Raw genomic sequence first — 14,238 nt, forward strand, 5'->3', positions numbered from 1 at the left:
GGCGGGACGGGGGCGGGCGCGGCGGGCGGAGCCGCAGGAACCGGCGGAGCCGGGGGCACGGGCGGCACGGCCGGCGGCGCGACGGGTGCCGTGGCCGCCTGGGCCGCCGCGGGTGCCGCTTCCTCCACCGTGACGCCGAAGTCGGTGGCGATACCGGCCAGGCCGTTGGCGTACCCCTGGCCGACCGCGCGGACCTTCCAGCCGCCGCCCCGGCGGTACAGCTCCACGACCACCAGCGCGGTCTCCGGGCCCAGCCGCGGCGGGGTGAAGACGGCCAGCACGGCGCCGGTGTCCGCGTCGCGGACCGTGCCGGTCGGCTCGGTGCCGGCGAAGGTCGCGCCGGGCGCGTCCAGGCTGGCGGTGACCACGACCTTGTCGATGTCCGCGGGCACCGCGGCGGTGTCGACCGTGATGGTGTCCCCGCCGTCCGCCGTGCTGTGGCGCACTCCCGGGCCCGTGGGCTGGTTGTAGAAGACGAAGTCGTCGTCGGAGCGCACCGTGCCGCCGGCGGTCAGCAGCAGGCCCGAGACGTCCAGCCGGACGGGGGCGGTGACGGTCACCGCGGCCCGCGCGGCGGTGAGCGGGAGGTTCGAGCCAGGAGTCATTGCGGTCATGACACGCCTAACGGTCGGTGGGCGGAGGCGGTTCCCCGTACCACCCGTCCCGGTTACCGCCGGGGCGGGCCGCACGGCCGGTCAGCGGTACGGGTCAGCGGCGGGCCCTGGAGTTGCCGAAGAGCAGCCGGTAGGCGATCAGCAGGACCAGGGCGCCGGCCACCGCGGCGATCCACATCGACGGGTCGTAGAAGTCCTTCGGTATCGGGCGGTGCAGGATGCGGGTGGAGAGCCAGCCGCCGATGAACGAGCCGGCGATCCCGATCAGGGTGGTGCCGACCAGGCCGCCCGGGTCCCGCCCCGGCAGCAGGACCTTCGCGATGACGCCCGCGATCAGGCCCAGGAGGAGCCAGCTGACGATACCCATGTGCGTTACCTCGTTCCCGCGTTGTGTGGCGCGCCCGCCCCGGTGGCCGTGCCCCTTCGGGCCGGTACCGGGCGGGCGGTGTGCCCTCAAGGACGCCGTTGACCAGGGGTGGGGTTCCGTACGGCGGTGGAATGCGGGGGAACGGGCTACTTCTGCCATATGGGCGGATTGGTGCGTGCGCCAGCCGGGCGCGCCGCTCCCGTCTACCGCGCGGGCCCGCCCGCCCCGGAGTGCCGCGCCCCCGCCGTCGTCTGACTGCCCGTCAGGTGGGCGAAGGCCACCACATTCCCCAGGTACTCCTGGCGGCTCCGGCTGAAGCCGCCGCCGCAGGTGATCAGCCGGAGTTCGGGGCGGCGGGCCGGGCCGTAGACCTTCTCGTCGGGGAAGTCCCGGGCCTCGTAGACCTCCACGGCGTCCACGGTGAAGACCGCGGTGCGGCCGTCCGCGCGGGGGATCCGCACCGTGCTGCCCTTCTTCAGCGCGCCCAGCCGGTAGAAGACCGCCGGTCCGGCGCGGGTGTCGACGTGCCCGGCGACCAGCGCGGTGCCGGTGGCGCCCGGCGGGGTGCCCTCCGCGTACCAGCCGGCCAGGTTGCGGTCGCCGGGCGGCGGCGGGGCGAGGCTGCCGTCCGCGGCCAGCCCCAGCCGGGTCAGCGGGGCGTCGATGCCCAGCGACGGCACCACCACCCGCAGCGGTGCGGCGGCGGGCAGCGGCGGGACGGCCGGGGCGGCCGGGCGGCGGCCGGTGAAGCCCTGGGCCGCGGACGGCTGGGGCGGCGCGGTGTCCCGGCTGCCCTCGGCGATCAGCCATGCCCCGGCGCCGCACGCGGCGGCGCTCAGGGCCGCGACCAGCGCCCCGGCCAGCCGCGTCCGGCCGCCCCGGGGGCGCCGGGGCGCACCGGCCGGCCGGGCGCGGTCCCGGGTCAGTACCGGCCGCCGGCCCGGCGCCGGCGGACCAGCCAGACCCCGCCCACCGCCGCGGCGGCCAGCACCCCGGCGCCCGCCGCGATCTCCTTGGTGCCCAGGCCGTCCTCGCTGGTGGAGCCCTCACCGGTCTTCATACGGCCCTTGGGCGGCATGGTCGGGCCGGTGCTGCCGCCGGACATACCGGGGTGCTCCTTGCCGGGCATCGCCGGGCCGGGCTTGGCGGACGGTGACATGCCCTGGCCCGTACCGGCCCGGCCGCCGGGGCTCATGCTCGTACTCGGGCTCGCGCTCATGCCCGGACTCGCGGAGGCGCCCGCGGCCGTGACCCGGACCGTGCCGGTGATGTCCTTGCCGTCGGCGCAGTTCCCGCCGACCCCGTAATTGCCGGGCGCGGTACCGGGTTTGACGGTCAGCTTGGCCGTCAGCGCGCCCTTGGTGGCGCCCGGCACCAGGGTGACCTTGCCGCCGCCCAGGGTGCCCGCGTCGACGCTCGCCGTGCGCCCGGTGCCGCAGCCGGTGGTGGACAGGGTCACCGTGGAGCCGGGCGCGGCGGTGGCCGGGGAGACGTCGATGGCGCCGAAGTCGCCGGCGTACGCCGCGGGGGCGGACAGGCCGAGCGCGGCGGCGGACAGCACGGCACCGGTGAGCAATCGCGTGGAACGCATGGGAACAACCTCCGCGAAGCGCGGACGTGGCACAGGTGCGCCACAGGAAGTCGGTGGAGTTCCGCGCCTCCTCCCACGAGATAAGCGCCCAGGGGGCGGGCGGTCCTGCTGGCCTACGGTGAACGGGTGAGCGGGGCCGCCCCGGTAGGCCGCACGCGCCCCACGGGGACCCGCGGCCCCCGGCTCACCCCGGCCGGACGAATCCGCACTCGTACGCCGCGATCACCGCCTGGGTCCGGTCCCGCACCCCGAGCTTGGCCAGCACCCCCGCGACATGCGTCTTCACGGTGGCCGGGCCGACGCCCAGCCGCCCGGCGATCTCCGCGTTGGTCAGCCCGGCCGTCATCAGCCGCAGCACCTCGCCCTCCCGCTCCGAGAGCCGCTCCCGCAGCCGCCGCGCCGCGTCGCCGGCGGCCCGCTCCCCGGCGTACCGGGCGGCCAGCGCCCGCACCGCGGCCGGGAACAGCAGCGAATCGCTGCCCGCCACCAGTCGCACCGCCTGGACCAGTTCCTCGGCCCGGGCCCGTTTGAGCAGGAAGCCGCTGGCGCCGGCCCGCAGCGCGTCGTAGACGTAGGAGTCGTTCTCGAAGGTGGTGACGACGAGGACGCGGGGCGGGTCGGGGGTGCCGGCGAGGATCCGCTCGGTGGCCCGGATGCCGTCGATCCCGGGCATCCGGACGTCCATCAGCACCACGTCCGGGCGCAGCGCGCGGACCAGCGGCACCGCCTCCGCGCCGTCCGCCGCCTCGCCGACCACCTCCATATCGGGCTCGGCGCCCAGGATGACGCCGAGCGCGCCGCGCACCATCCGCTCGTCGTCGGCGAGCACGATCCGGATCACCGCGCGCCCCCGTCCGCGCCGGCGGCGGCCACCGGCAGGCGGGCGGTCAGCCGCCAGACGCCGTCCGCGGCGCCGGCCGAGGCCGCGCCGCCCAGCAGCCGGGCCCGTTCGGCGATCCCGCGCAGACCGCGCCCGCCGCCGGTCCGCTCCGTACGCCCGGGTCTCGCCCCGGCCACCGGATTCTCGATCCCCAACGCCAACTCCCCGTTCTCCAGCTGTACTTGTACGGTCACCGGGACCGGCCCGGCATGCCGCAGGGCGTTGCTCAGCCCCTCCTGGACGATCCGGTACGCCTCCCGGGAGACCACCGGCGGCACCGCGGCCAGGTCCCCGGAGAGTTCCGCGGTGATCCGGACGCCCGCCGCGCGGGTCCGGTCGAAGAGTGCCGCCAGGCCGTCCAGCGCCGGGGCGGGCGCGGCCGGGCCGGTCTCGTGCTCCTCGCGCAACAGGCCCAGGACGGCGTCGAGTTCGGCGACCGCCTCCCGGGTGGTGTCCTCGATGGCGGCCAGCGCCTGGCGGGCGAACTCCACATCGCGGTCCAGGACGCGGCGGGCCGCCCCGGCCTGGAGGGTGACGGCGCTGAGCGCGTGGCCCACCGCGTCGTGGAGTTCGCGGGCCAGGCGGTTGCGGGCGGCGAGTTCGGCGGCCCGGCGCTCGGCGGCGGCCAGTTTGTCGGCGGGGGTGGGGCCCAGCAGGACCGGCGCCCAGCGGGCCAGCAGCGCGCCCGCGCCCCAGGCGGTGCCCACCACCAGGGCCAGCAGCGCCGCCCCGGTGAGCGGCGCCGCGACCCCCGCGAAGGCGGCCGGCCAGGTCAGCCCGGGCGCGTCCGCGCCGAACGGCACCGCCAGCAGCAGCAGCGCGGCCGGCGGCCCGGTCAGCGTCATCCCGCTGACCACCCCGCCGGCCAGCAGATGCGCGGTGAACCACAGGGCGCTGCGGCGCCGGGCGGCCCAGGACGCGGCCGGCCCGTCCGCCAGCCGGCCGCCGGGCACCGCGCACAGCGCCCGGACCGCCGCCACCTCCAGCGGCCGCAGCAGCGGGAAGAGCAGCCCGGCCAGCGCGGCCACCGGCAGCGCGCAGCCGAACGCGGCGAACTGCCAGACCGGCACCCGCAGCGGGTCCGCGCCGTCCACCAGCATCGGCAGGGTGGCTGACGCGAGCAGGTAGAACGGCATCAACAGGGCGCCGCCCAGGATCAGATGGACCCAGCGCCGGGCCACCCGGCCCGCGGTCAGCCGCACCGGACGGCTCCGGGCGCGCCGCCGGTCCGCTCCGCGCCGCCGGTCCGCGTCATGCCGTCCGCCCGCACGGTGACCTCCCCGTATGCCGGGCCGTCCCCCCGGCCGGTGCCGTCCGCCGCCCGTACGGTGAAGAAGTGCGCCCCGGCGGCGGCCACCAGCGTCCCCACGATCATCTGCACAGCGTAGGTGAGGTTCATCAGGGCGGTGGGCAGGGACGGATCGCCCACCGGGGCCGCCAGCGCGGTCAGCAGCAGCCAGCCGCCCCAGCCGGCCAGCGCCCCGGAGCCGGTCCAGGCCGCGGCCAGCGGTACCAGCAGCGGCAGCCGCCCGCCCCGGCGCCGGGCCCCGCCGCCGTACGCCAGCAGCCCCGCACCGGCCACCGTGACCAGCGTGAACAGCGCGAACCCGGCGTCGGTCAGCCGGTCGTCCAGGGTCCGCGCGGCGATCCGCACCGCGGGCAGCCCGGCCGTCCCGCCCGCCGCCCACCACACGTACAGCGACGCGGGCAGCAGCGCCAGTACGGCCACCGCGCCCGCCGTCAGCCGGGCCGCGGACCGGGCCGGGCCGTCCGGCAGCGCGCCCAGCGGCCCGCGCCACAGGTGCCCCCAGCGCTCCCGGGCGTACCGGACGAACAGCGCGCCCAGCGCCAGGCCCTGCACGATGAAGCCGGTGTAGACGACCGTCCACACCCACGGCGCGACCAGCGCGTCCGCCCCGCCGCCGTGCGCCCCGGTCCCGGTCCCGCCGGTGAACGCCGCGCCCACCGCCTGGACGGGGAAGACCACCGCGATCGGCGCCAGCAGGCCCGTCGCGCACCACATCGGCACCGCCAGCAGCCAGCCCGGCACCCGCCGCCCCCACGGCCGGGTCAGCAGGAACGCCAGCACGATCACCGCGGCGTCCATCAGCACCGTGAGCCCGTTGAACGCCATCAGGGTGCCGCCGTCCCGGCGCAGCGGGCTGGCGGCCGGGATGCCGAGGTGGCCGCCGCCGAGCCAGACGGCCTTCAGGGCGAGGTACGGGGCGCAGGCCGCGAGGGTCACGGCCCGCAGCACGGCCGCCGGGAGGCGGGGAGTCCGGCCGGTGCGGAGTGGCGTTGTCGTCATGTCCGCCAGCCTGGCGCCGGGCCCGCCCGCCCCGCCTCCGCCCGCCCGGGGATCCCGCTCCGCCGCACGGCGGAGGCCGGCCGCCCCCGGGGACGAGGGGGCCCGCCTCTGGGGACGAGGGATGCGGCCCCGTTAGCGAGCGGCGCGGCCCCCTGGGGCCACGGCCCGGTCGGGTCAGAGCCGCCGGGTGGCCAGCGCCAGCCGGTCCCGGGCGTCGAACAGCGCGTCCTTGATGGTCTGCTCATGGGCCGGGGTGAGCCGGGCCGCCGGCACCGAGCAGCTCACCGCGTCCCGCGCCGGGGTGCGGTACGGGATCGCCACGCCGAAGCAGCGCAGCCCGAGGGTGTTCTCCTCGCGGTCCACCGCGAACCCCCGCTCGCGGACCGTCCGCAACTCCTCGATCAGGCGCTCCCGGTCGGTGTGGGTGTGCTCGGTCAGCGCGGTCAGCACCGGCGGCAGCAGCGCCCGCACCTGGTCGTCGGTGTACGTGGCCAGCAGCGCCTTGCCCAGCGCGGTGGAGTGCGCGGGCAGCCGGCGCCCGACCCGGGTGAACGGGCGGAGGTAGTGCTGCGACTGCCGGGTGGCGAGGTAGACGACGTCGACGCCGTCGAGCCGGGCGAGGTGGATGGTCTCGGCGGTGTCGTCGGAGAGCCGGTCCAGGGCCGGCCGGGCGGCGGCCACCACCTCGTCGCCGTCGAGGTACGAGGTGCCGACCAGCAGGGCGCGGACGCCGATGCCGTAGCGGGTGCCGGTGGCGTCGGTCTCCACCCAGCCCAGCTCGACCAGGGTGCGCAGCAGCATGTACAGGCTGGACTTGGGATAGCCGACGGCTTCCTGGACGGAGGCGAGGCTGTGCATCCCGGGGCTGCCCGCGAAGTATTCGAGCAACTCCACCGTCCGTACGGCGGACTTGACCTGCCCGCCCCCGCTCCCGTCAGCCGCCATCGCCCTTGACCCCTCCGATCGGACAGCCATAGAGTCCCAGGAATTCATCATCCGGGACAGCGTTCAGCATAGAGAACGGTGGCCCGTGGGCGGCAGGGTTCGCGCGGCCCCGACTCGCCCGGGAGGGACGCATGGCGACAGCGGCGGACGCGGCACCGGCGGCACCAGTCTGGAGCGCCGGGCCCGCAACGGGGAAGCACCGGGCGCCGGTTGCGGCCGAGCCCGCGGCGCGGGCGGCCCGCGGCGCCGGGACCGCGCCGTGATCCCCGCCCCGCGGGTCCGCCCCGCCACCCCCGCCGACGCCGAGCCGATCGCCGCCCTGCACACCGCCGCCCGCGCCGCCTACCTCCGCGGCCGGGTGCCGGACGCGCCGTTCGACACCGCCGCCGAGCACGCCCGCTGGCGGGACGCCTGGACCCGGCTGCTGCACGGCGACGACACCCCCGCGCTGTGCGCGGTCCGCGACGGCGGCGTCATCGGCGCCGCCGCGTACCACCGCACCGCGCCCGCCACCGTCCAGCTGCACCAGCTGCACGTCGACCCGGCCCACTGGGGCACCGGCGCCGGCCGCGCGCTGCACGCCGCCTGCCTGGGCGCCTGGCGCGCCGCCGGCTTCTCCCACGCGGTCCTCGACGTGCTCTGGCACAACCACCGCGCCCGCGCCTTCTACGCCCGGCTCGGCTGGCACCCCGACCCCGCGCGCCGCCCCGCCCCCGACGCGACCCACCTGGCGCTCACCCTGCCCCTGGACCCGCCGGCTCCCGCCGCGCCATGAACTGCACCCGCCCGGCCGTGCGCCCCTCCGGCAGCCGCACCACCCCCCGCCGCTCCCGCACCACCGCGAACCCCGCCGCCGCCACCAGCCCCCGCAGCCGCTCCGGCGGATGGTGCCGGAACACCCCGCCGTCCTCCGCCTCGAACACCCCGTACGTCCCGTACCGCGCGGCGAACCGCTCGTACCGCTCGCGGTGGCAGGCGTCGTCCTGGAGCGGCACATCGCTGAGGTACAGCACCCCGCCCGGCCGCACCACCCGCGCCAGCTCCCCGACGATCGCCTCCTGGCCGGCGTCGTCCGGGACGCAGGTCAGCACCGCGAACAGCAGCGCCGCGTCGAAGCTCCGGTCCGCGAACGGCAGCGGCAGGCCCGGCCACCGCAGCAGCGCCAGCCCCGGGTGCTCCCGCCGCCCCCGCGCGATCAGCGCCGCCGACCGGTCCACCCCGCGCACCGCGCGGTACCCCAGCCCGGCCAGCTCGGCGGTGATCCGCCCGTACCCGCAGCCGTAGTCCAGCACCCGCGCGGACCGGGGCACGAACTCCGCCAGCAGCTCCGCGTCCAGCGGATGGGTGAACGTCTTCGCGGCCCCGGTCGTCTCCCAGAACTCGCCGGTATCGGTATCGCGCGGTGATGGCGTGCCCATATCGGGACGGTACCCCCGAAATCACCCGCCCCTGAGGCAGCCCGGCCCCGCGCCGGGAATACCCGCCCCCGCCCCGCCGTTGCACCCTCCCGTCCACCCCGGCCGGCACCGCCCGGCCGCCCCCGAGGAAAGCACAGCACCCCCCATGCGCGTAGAAATCTGGGCCGATATCGCCTGCCCCTGGTGTTACATCGGAAAGGCCCGGTTCGAGGCCGGGCTGGCGGCGTTCGCGCACCGCGACGAGGTCGAGGTCGTCCACCGGTCCTTCGAGCTGGACCGGGACGCGCCGCCGGCCGCCGGCGTACCGGTCCTGGACATGCTCGCCGCGAAGTACGGGGTCAGCCGCGCGCAGGCCGAGGAGATGGAGGCCCGGGTGGCCGAGGCGGCCGCCGGCGAGGGGCTGGCCTACCGCTCCGACCGGGGCCACGGGAACACCTTCCACCTGCACCGCCTGCTCCACCTGGCCAAGGCGCACGGCGTCCAGGACGCCCTGCTCACCGCCCTGTACCGCGCCAACTTCGCCGAGGCCCGGCCGCTCGCCGACCCGGACGTGCTGGGCGCGCTCGCCGAAGGCGCCGGGGTCCCCGCCGCTGAGGCCGCACGGGTGCTGGCCGACCCGCAGGCGTACGCCGCCGAGGTCCGGGCCGATGAGCGGGCCGCCGCCGAGCTGGGCGCCACCGGCGTCCCGTTCTTCGTCATCGACCGCCGCTACGGCATCTCCGGCGCGCAGCCCGCCGACGTCTTCCGCCAGGCCCTGGAGCACGCCCGCACCGAGTCCGCCGGACCGTCCCCCGCCGCCGCGGACGCGGACACCTGCGGCGACGGGAGCTGCGCGGTCTGAACCGGCCGGGCGGCACGGATCGCCGGCCGCCCGGTCCCCAATTCCTCAGGCGCGGCACCGGTCATAGGTGAGGAAGGCCGCTCCGCCCTGGAGGACGGTGTGGTCGCTGAGCTCCCAGAGCCGGGGGTCGAAGTCCGCGGCGCGCCCGAAGAGCGGTATGCCGGCGCCGAGGGTGAGCGGGCTGAGCTTGACGACCAGGCGGTCGATCTCCCCGTACAGCGCGCCGGCCAGTTCCGCGCCCCCGACCAGCCAGATGTCCTTCCCGCCGGTCCGCTTCAGCTCCCGCACCGCGGCCACCGGGTCGCCGGCGACCAGCTCGACGCCCGGGTCCGGGCTCTCGGTCAGGGTCCGGGAGAAGACCAGGTGCCGGAGGTGGGGGAAGGCGTTGGCCACACCCGCCGCGAGGCCGGTCTCGTAGCTCTTGCGCCCCTCGACGACGGTGTCGAAGCGGGTGCCTTCGGCGGTGACGCCGAGGGCGGTCCGGGCCGGTCCGGGCAGGGTCTCGGGGTACTCCTCGACGAGGTGCCGGATGTAGCACTCCGCGGGGGACCAGAAGCCGCCGGGGCCGGTGGGGTCCGAACCGTCGGGGCCCGCGATGAAACCGTCGAGCGTGGTGGCGACGAAGTACACGAGCTTGCGCATGGAGGCCCTTCGGTGGTCGTGTCGTTGGTCGTGCGTGGGGGGGCGGGGGCGCCGGGCGGGGGCCCCGCCGGCCGGTCGCGTGGTCAGGAGGCGTCCGGCGTCGTCCACTCGACGAACTGGACCACGACTCCGCTGGGATCGGTGATCTGGAAGAGCCGCTCGCCCCACGGCTCCTCGCGCAGCGGCATGGTGATCTCCACGCCCTCGGCGCGCAGTCGCTTCTCCTCGTCCTCGATGCCGGTGGTGGTGAAGGCGAGGATCAGGCCGGAGGCGTGCCGGTCGCGCTGGTCGGACCACCATCGCCGAGATCGCCGCCTCCGCGCGGGTCGTCAAGAAGACGGTGACCAACTACTTCGCGCGCAAGGAAGACCTGGCCCTGGACCACCAGGACGCCTTCACCGCCTCCCTGGCCCGCACCGTGACCGAGCGCCGGGCGGGCGAGTCGGCCCTGGCGGCGCTGCGCCGCGCCTTCCGCGACGCGGCCGCGGCCGCCGAACCGGTCGCCGGCTTCTCCGGCCCCGACTTCGCCCGCATGGTCGCCGACAGCCCCACCCTCTCGGCCCGCCTGCGCGATCTGCACGACCTGCGCGAGGCGGCCCTGGCCGACGCCCTGGCCGAGGCCACCGGCGCGGCCCCCGGAGACATCACCCCCCGCGCCGCCGCCGCCCTGCTCGGCGCCGTGCACCGCACCGAGCCCTCGCTCGGCGACTACGCCGCGTCCTGATCCGCGCGCCGCCCGCCGCCCACGCACCGTGGACGCCGGCCGGATGATCCAGCAGAGTGGGGCCATGCACCCCCTCATGGCAGTGGGCGGCGGCGAGTTCGCGCCCGAGACGGTCTATCTGAACTCCGCCTCCGCCGGGCTGCTGCCCGCGCGCAGTGCCGCCGCGGTGCGCGACGCGCTGGCGGAGGCGGCGTCGTACGGGACGATGGGGCGCGACTACTTCGGGCCGGCGGAGCGCGCCCGGCGGGCGTTCGCGCGGCTGATGGCCGTCCCGGAGGAGCGGGTGGCGGTGGGCAGTTCGGTCGCGGTGCGGTCGGCGTTCGTCGCCGCCACGCTGCCCGGCGACGGCGAAGTCCTGGTCGCCGAGGGCGACTTCAGCTCACTGGTCAACCCGCTCGCGGCCCGGCCCGGCCGCCCGGTGCGGGCGGTGCCGCGCGAGGCGCTGGCCGACGCGGTGCGGCCCGGTACGGCGCTGGTCGCGCTGAGCGCGGTGCACGCGCTGGACGGCAAGATCGCCGATCTGGACGCCGTACGGGAGGCCGCCCGGGCGCACGGGGCGCTGACGTATGTCGACATCACGCAGGCCGCCGGGTGGCTGCCGCTGTCCCTGGACGGCTTCGACTTCGTGGTGTGCGGGGCGTTCAAATGGCTGCTGTGCCCGCGCGGGACGACGTTCACGGTCTTCGGCGGGGAGCGGCCGGGGCCGGGGTGGCCGGAGCCGGTGCACGCGGGCTGGGTCGCCGGGGAGGACCCGGGGGAGTCGAACTACGGCGTGGTGGACCGGCCGGCGGCCACCGCCCGCCGCTACGACGAGCCGCACGCCCACCTCTCCTACGTCGCCGCCGAGCGGTCCCTGGGGCTGCTCGCGGAGATCGGGGTGGACACCGTGCACGCCCATGACACGGCGCTGGCGGAGGAGTTCCGGGCCGGGCTGGTGGCCGCCGGATTCACGCCGCGGCCCGCGCCCGGCTCGGCGATCGTCTCCACGCCGGGGCTGGCGGACGCCGCACCGCGGCTGGCCCGGGCCGGGGTGCGGGTCGCGGTCCGCGGCGGACTGCTCCGCGCCGCCTTCCACCTCTACAACTCCCGGGCGGATGTGGCGCGGGCGCTGGAGCTGCTGGTCCGGTGACACGGTGATTGCCGGAGGGTTTCCGCAGGCCAGGCGGGTGCGGGCCGGAGGCGGGCGGCTGATCTAATGGCCAAAGCGCCCGCTCGTACGCCGAGTTGGCGCCCCCTGACCCCCAGCCGAGAGGCCGCCCGTGACCACCGCGTTCGACCCGATAGAACTCGCCGGCATCCCGCTCGCCAACCGCATCGTGATGGCCCCCATGACGCGGAACAGGGCGACCGAGGACGGCGTCCCCACCCCGTCCATGGTCCGCTACTACACCCAGCGCGCCTCGGCCGGCCTGATCATCACCGAGGCCACCCAGACCGAGGTGGCCGGCCGCGGCTACCCGCTCACCCCCGGTCTGCACACCGCCGCGCAGGTGGCCGGCTGGCGCCGGGTCACCGACTCGGTCCACGCCGCCGGCGGCCGGATCTTCGCCCAGCTGTGGCACGGCGGCCGGATCGGCCACCCGGTGCTGCTGCCCGACGGGCTGGTGCCGGTCGGCCCGTCCGCCGTCCGCGCGGCCGGCCAGGGCTTCACGCAGCACGGCCCGACCGACTTCGTCACCCCGCGCGAGCTGACCGGCGAGGAGATCCGCGCGACCATCGCGGGTTTCGCGGCCGCGGCCCGCAACGCCATCGAGGCCGGTTTCGACGGCGTCGAGATCCACGGCGCCAACGGCTATCTGATCCACCAGTTCCTGGCGCCCAACGCCAATCTGCGCACCGACGAGTGGGGCGGCTCCGACGCGGCCCGGGCCCGGTTCGCGATCGAGGTCGTCACCGCCGTCGCCGAGGCGGTCGGCGCGTACCGCACCGGTCTGCGGCTCTCGCCCGGCAACCCGTTCAACGACATCGCCGAGCCCGACCCGGAGGCCACCTACACCGCGCTCATCGACGCGGTCGCCCCGCTGGGCCTGGCCTATCTGCACACCTGCGACGTCCGGGACGGGGAGCTGCTGGCCCGGCTGCGCAAGCGGTTCGGCGGGACGTTCCTGCTGAACCCGGTCACCGAGGGGCGGCCCACCGGCCCGGAGGAGCTGCCGCTCGTCGAGCGCGGCGAGGCCGATCTGCTCGCGTACGGCGCGCTGTTCATCGCCAACCCCGACCTGCCCCGCCGGCTGGCGGCCGGCGGCCCGTTCAACACGCCGGACCGATCGGTCTTCTACGGGGGCGACGACCGGGGGTACGTGGACTACCCGACGCTGGACGGCAACTGACGATACGTCAGCAAAGGTCACGGAGAACACGCGGCGGCCGCCGCACAGCCCTCCCAGGGGGCCGTGCGGCGGCCGCGCGCCGTACGGGACGGTCCGCCGGCGGTCAGCGCACCGGGGCGCGCCTCACCGCACCGGGGTGAACGGGGCCCGCGCGCCGATGTACTCCGGCCGCGGGACCGGCGCCGCGAACGGCTCGACCGCGGTGTTCTCCATGCTGTTGAAGACGATGAAGACATTGCTGCGCGGGTAGGGCGTGATGTTGTCGCCGGAGCCGTGCATGGCGTTGCAGTCGAACCACGTCGCCGAGCCGGCCTTGCCGGTGAACAGCCGGATGCCGTGCGCGTCCGCCATCTTCGTCAGCGCCTCGTCCGAGGGGGTGCCGGCGTCCTGCATCTGGAGGGACTTCTTGTAGTTGTCCTTCGGGGTGGCACCCTCGCACCCGACGAAGTACCGGTGCGACCCGGGCATGATCATCAGGCCGCCGTTGGTGTCGTAGTTCTCGGTCAGCGCGATCGAGACCGAGACCGTGCGCATCCGGGGCAGCCCGTCCTCGGCGTGCCAGGTCTCGAAGTCCGAGTGCCAGTAGAAGCCGGAGGCACCGAAACCGGGCTTGACGTTGATCCGCGACTGGTGGACGTAGACGTCCGAGCCGAGGATCTGCCGGGCCCGGCCGACCACGCGCGGGTCGGAGACCAGCTTGGCGAAGACGTCGCTGATCCGGTGGATCTCGAAGACCGAGCGGATGTCCTGCGACTTCGGCTCGACGATCGAGCGCGGATCGGCGCGCATCCCCGGGTCGTTGACCAGCCGGTCCAGCTCGGCGCGGTACACCGCGACCTCGTCCGCGGTGAGCAGCTCCGGGATGGCGAAGAAGCCGTCGCGGTCGAAGTCGGTCAGCTCGGACGCGGAGAACGGACCCTCCGCGCCGGGCCGCGACCACACCACCGGGTCCTTCCGCGGGGTGATCACCTCGGCGGTCCCACGGGTCGGGTACAGGTCGGCGGTGCGCTCGGGTGCGGTGGTCATGGTGGTGCCTTCCTCTCCTCTCGTACGGAATCCCTACGGCATCGCGGTGACGCGGCGGGGCGGGGGGCCGCTCAGCCGGCCGCGGCCGGGGCGGCGCCGGCGGCGGCCTCCGGCTCGGGCTCGGTCAGCAGCGGGTAGACGCCGTTCTCGTCGTGGTCCTCGCGGCCGGTGACCGGCGGGTTGAAGACGCACAGGCAGCGGAAGTCCTCCTTGATCCGCATGGTGTGCTTCTCGTGCCCGTCGAGCAGGTACATCACACCCGGCGTGATCAGGTGCTTCTCGCCGGTCTCGTCGTTGGTCAGCTCGGCCACGCCCTCGACGCACACCACCGCCTCGATGTGGTTGGCGTACCACATGGAGGTCTCGGTGCCGGCGTAGAGGATCGTCTCGTGGAGCGAGAAGCCAACCCGCTCCTTGGCCAGCACGATGCGCTTGCTCTCCCACGTGCCGGACTTGGCCTTCACGTGGCGGTCGGTGCCTTCGATGTCCTTGAACGAGCGGACGATCATGTGCGGGGTGCCTTTCTGTGGAACGGTGAGGAAGGGGGACGCG

At 76.0% G+C, this 14,238-nt stretch carries 16 protein-coding genes and 2 pseudogenes; 5 read left to right on the forward strand and 13 right to left on the reverse strand.

What is annotated here, in order from left to right; translation table 11 throughout:
* The 8 genes from ADL22_RS13370 to ADL22_RS13405 all read right to left on the reverse strand — a co-directional run.
* Nucleotides 1-605, reverse strand: a 605-nt coding sequence (locus ADL22_RS13370; protein WP_199836288.1) for a TerD family protein, incomplete at its 3' end; no start/stop codon positions are given.
* 103 nt (nt 606-708) lie between these two features.
* On the reverse strand, nt 709-981 hold the full coding sequence (locus ADL22_RS13375) for a GlsB/YeaQ/YmgE family stress response membrane protein (RefSeq protein WP_066977700.1): 273 nt from the start codon (nt 979-981) through the stop codon (nt 709-711).
* A gap of 203 nt (nt 982-1,184) precedes the next feature.
* Nucleotides 1,185-1,844: a class F sortase gene (locus tag ADL22_RS13380; RefSeq protein ID WP_066977703.1), complete on the reverse strand. Its 660-nt coding sequence runs from the start codon at nt 1,842-1,844 to the stop codon at nt 1,185-1,187.
* 59 nt (nt 1,845-1,903) lie between these two features.
* A complete protein-coding gene (locus ADL22_RS13385) occupies nt 1,904-2,572 on the reverse strand; it encodes a hypothetical protein (protein ID WP_066977706.1) in 669 nt (222 codons plus the stop codon).
* Between the two features lie 184 nt (nt 2,573-2,756).
* On the reverse strand, nt 2,757-3,413 hold the full coding sequence (locus ADL22_RS13390) for a response regulator transcription factor (RefSeq protein ID WP_066977709.1): 657 nt from the start codon (nt 3,411-3,413) through the stop codon (nt 2,757-2,759).
* Nucleotides 3,410-4,648, reverse strand: a complete 1,239-nt coding sequence (locus tag ADL22_RS13395; RefSeq protein ID WP_066977919.1) for a histidine kinase — start codon at nt 4,646-4,648, stop codon at nt 3,410-3,412. The genes ADL22_RS13390 and ADL22_RS13395 overlap by 4 nt, the downstream gene beginning before the upstream one ends.
* Nucleotides 4,645-5,760, reverse strand: coding sequence for a hypothetical protein (locus tag ADL22_RS13400; RefSeq protein WP_234430682.1), 1,116 nt, complete (start codon nt 5,758-5,760; stop codon nt 4,645-4,647). Before ADL22_RS13400 ends, ADL22_RS13395 begins: the two co-directional genes overlap by 4 nt.
* Before the next feature lie 174 nt (nt 5,761-5,934).
* On the reverse strand, nt 5,935-6,705 hold the full coding sequence (locus ADL22_RS13405; protein WP_066977715.1) for an IclR family transcriptional regulator: 771 nt from the start codon (nt 6,703-6,705) through the stop codon (nt 5,935-5,937).
* Between the two features lie 259 nt (nt 6,706-6,964).
* Between ADL22_RS13405 and ADL22_RS13410 the strand changes: the two genes are divergently transcribed.
* Nucleotides 6,965-7,480: a GNAT family N-acetyltransferase gene (locus ADL22_RS13410; RefSeq protein WP_066977719.1), complete on the forward strand. Its 516-nt coding sequence runs from the start codon at nt 6,965-6,967 to the stop codon at nt 7,478-7,480.
* Here ADL22_RS13410 and ADL22_RS13415 read toward each other — a convergent pair.
* Nucleotides 7,440-8,123 (reverse strand): class I SAM-dependent methyltransferase, encoded by a 684-nt coding sequence (locus tag ADL22_RS13415; protein ID WP_066977722.1) that lies wholly within the window; start codon nt 8,121-8,123, stop codon nt 7,440-7,442. The two genes, ADL22_RS13410 and ADL22_RS13415, sit on opposite strands and share 41 nt — an antisense overlap.
* 145 nt (nt 8,124-8,268) lie before the next feature.
* Between ADL22_RS13415 and ADL22_RS13420 the strand changes: the two genes are divergently transcribed.
* A complete protein-coding gene (locus tag ADL22_RS13420) occupies nt 8,269-8,964 on the forward strand; it encodes a DsbA family oxidoreductase (protein WP_066977725.1) in 696 nt (231 codons plus the stop codon).
* Nucleotides 8,965-9,009: 45 nt separating this feature from the next.
* On the opposite strand, the gene ADL22_RS13425 is transcribed toward ADL22_RS13420, so the two are convergent.
* Both ADL22_RS13425 and ADL22_RS13430 read right to left on the reverse strand, forming a co-directional pair.
* Nucleotides 9,010-9,606 (reverse strand): dihydrofolate reductase family protein, encoded by a 597-nt coding sequence (locus tag ADL22_RS13425; protein WP_066977728.1) that lies wholly within the window; start codon nt 9,604-9,606, stop codon nt 9,010-9,012.
* An 83-nt stretch (nt 9,607-9,689) separates the two neighbouring features.
* Nucleotides 9,690-9,899 (reverse strand): annotated as a pseudogene (locus tag ADL22_RS13430) (VOC family protein); the annotation flags it as partial.
* Between ADL22_RS13430 and ADL22_RS13435 the strand changes: the two are divergent.
* From ADL22_RS13435 to ADL22_RS13445, 3 genes and pseudogenes are all read left to right on the forward strand, one after another.
* Nucleotides 9,896-10,294: pseudogene (locus ADL22_RS13435) on the forward strand (TetR family transcriptional regulator); the annotation flags it as partial. The pseudogenes ADL22_RS13430 and ADL22_RS13435 sit on opposite strands and share 4 nt — an antisense overlap.
* A 100-nt stretch (nt 10,295-10,394) precedes the next feature.
* The gene (locus ADL22_RS13440; RefSeq protein ID WP_066977731.1) at nt 10,395-11,459 is read left to right on the forward strand and encodes an aminotransferase class V-fold PLP-dependent enzyme; all 1,065 of its coding nucleotides are present in this window, start codon (nt 10,395-10,397) and stop codon (nt 11,457-11,459) included.
* Between the two features lie 130 nt (nt 11,460-11,589).
* Nucleotides 11,590-12,660: an alkene reductase gene (locus tag ADL22_RS13445; protein ID WP_066977734.1), complete on the forward strand. Its 1,071-nt coding sequence runs from the start codon at nt 11,590-11,592 to the stop codon at nt 12,658-12,660.
* A gap of 123 nt (nt 12,661-12,783) precedes the next feature.
* Here the strand turns inward: ADL22_RS13445 and thpD are convergent, their stop codons facing one another.
* Nucleotides 12,784-13,686 (reverse strand): ectoine hydroxylase, encoded by a 903-nt coding sequence (gene thpD / locus ADL22_RS13450; RefSeq protein WP_066977737.1) that lies wholly within the window; start codon nt 13,684-13,686, stop codon nt 12,784-12,786.
* Nucleotides 13,687-13,757: 71 nt separating this feature from the next.
* A complete protein-coding gene (locus ADL22_RS13455) occupies nt 13,758-14,195 on the reverse strand; it encodes an ectoine synthase (protein ID WP_066977740.1) in 438 nt (145 codons plus the stop codon).
* Nucleotides 14,196-14,238 lie beyond the last annotated feature (43 nt).

The sequence above is a fragment of the Streptomyces sp. NRRL F-4489 genome, assembly GCF_001509485.1.
Classification (GTDB): Bacteria; Actinomycetota; Actinomycetes; order Streptomycetales; family Streptomycetaceae; genus Streptomyces.

What these genes read in the sequence shown, in the direction of transcription:
- ADL22_RS13375 (WP_066977700.1), bottom strand. Translation starts at nt 981, where the DNA reads ATGGGTATCGTCAGCTGGCTCCTCCTGGGCCTGATCGCGGGCGTCATC.
- ADL22_RS13385 (WP_066977706.1), bottom strand. Translation starts at nt 2,572, where the DNA reads ATGCGTTCCACGCGATTGCTCACCGGTGCCGTGCTGTCCGCCGCCGCG.
- ADL22_RS13400 (WP_234430682.1), bottom strand. Translation starts at nt 5,760, where the DNA reads ATGACGACAACGCCACTCCGCACCGGCCGGACTCCCCGCCTCCCGGCG.
- ADL22_RS13405 (WP_066977715.1), bottom strand. Translation starts at nt 6,705, where the DNA reads ATGGCGGCTGACGGGAGCGGGGGCGGGCAGGTCAAGTCCGCCGTACGG.
- ADL22_RS13415 (WP_066977722.1), bottom strand. Translation starts at nt 8,123, where the DNA reads ATGGGCACGCCATCACCGCGCGATACCGATACCGGCGAGTTCTGGGAG.
- ADL22_RS13420 (WP_066977725.1), top strand. Translation starts at nt 8,269, where the DNA reads ATGCGCGTAGAAATCTGGGCCGATATCGCCTGCCCCTGGTGTTACATC.
- ADL22_RS13425 (WP_066977728.1), bottom strand. Translation starts at nt 9,606, where the DNA reads ATGCGCAAGCTCGTGTACTTCGTCGCCACCACGCTCGACGGTTTCATC.
- ADL22_RS13440 (WP_066977731.1), top strand. Translation starts at nt 10,395, where the DNA reads ATGCACCCCCTCATGGCAGTGGGCGGCGGCGAGTTCGCGCCCGAGACG.
- thpD (WP_066977737.1), bottom strand. Translation starts at nt 13,686, where the DNA reads ATGACCACCGCACCCGAGCGCACCGCCGACCTGTACCCGACCCGTGGG.
- ADL22_RS13455 (WP_066977740.1), bottom strand. Translation starts at nt 14,195, where the DNA reads ATGATCGTCCGCTCGTTCAAGGACATCGAAGGCACCGACCGCCACGTG.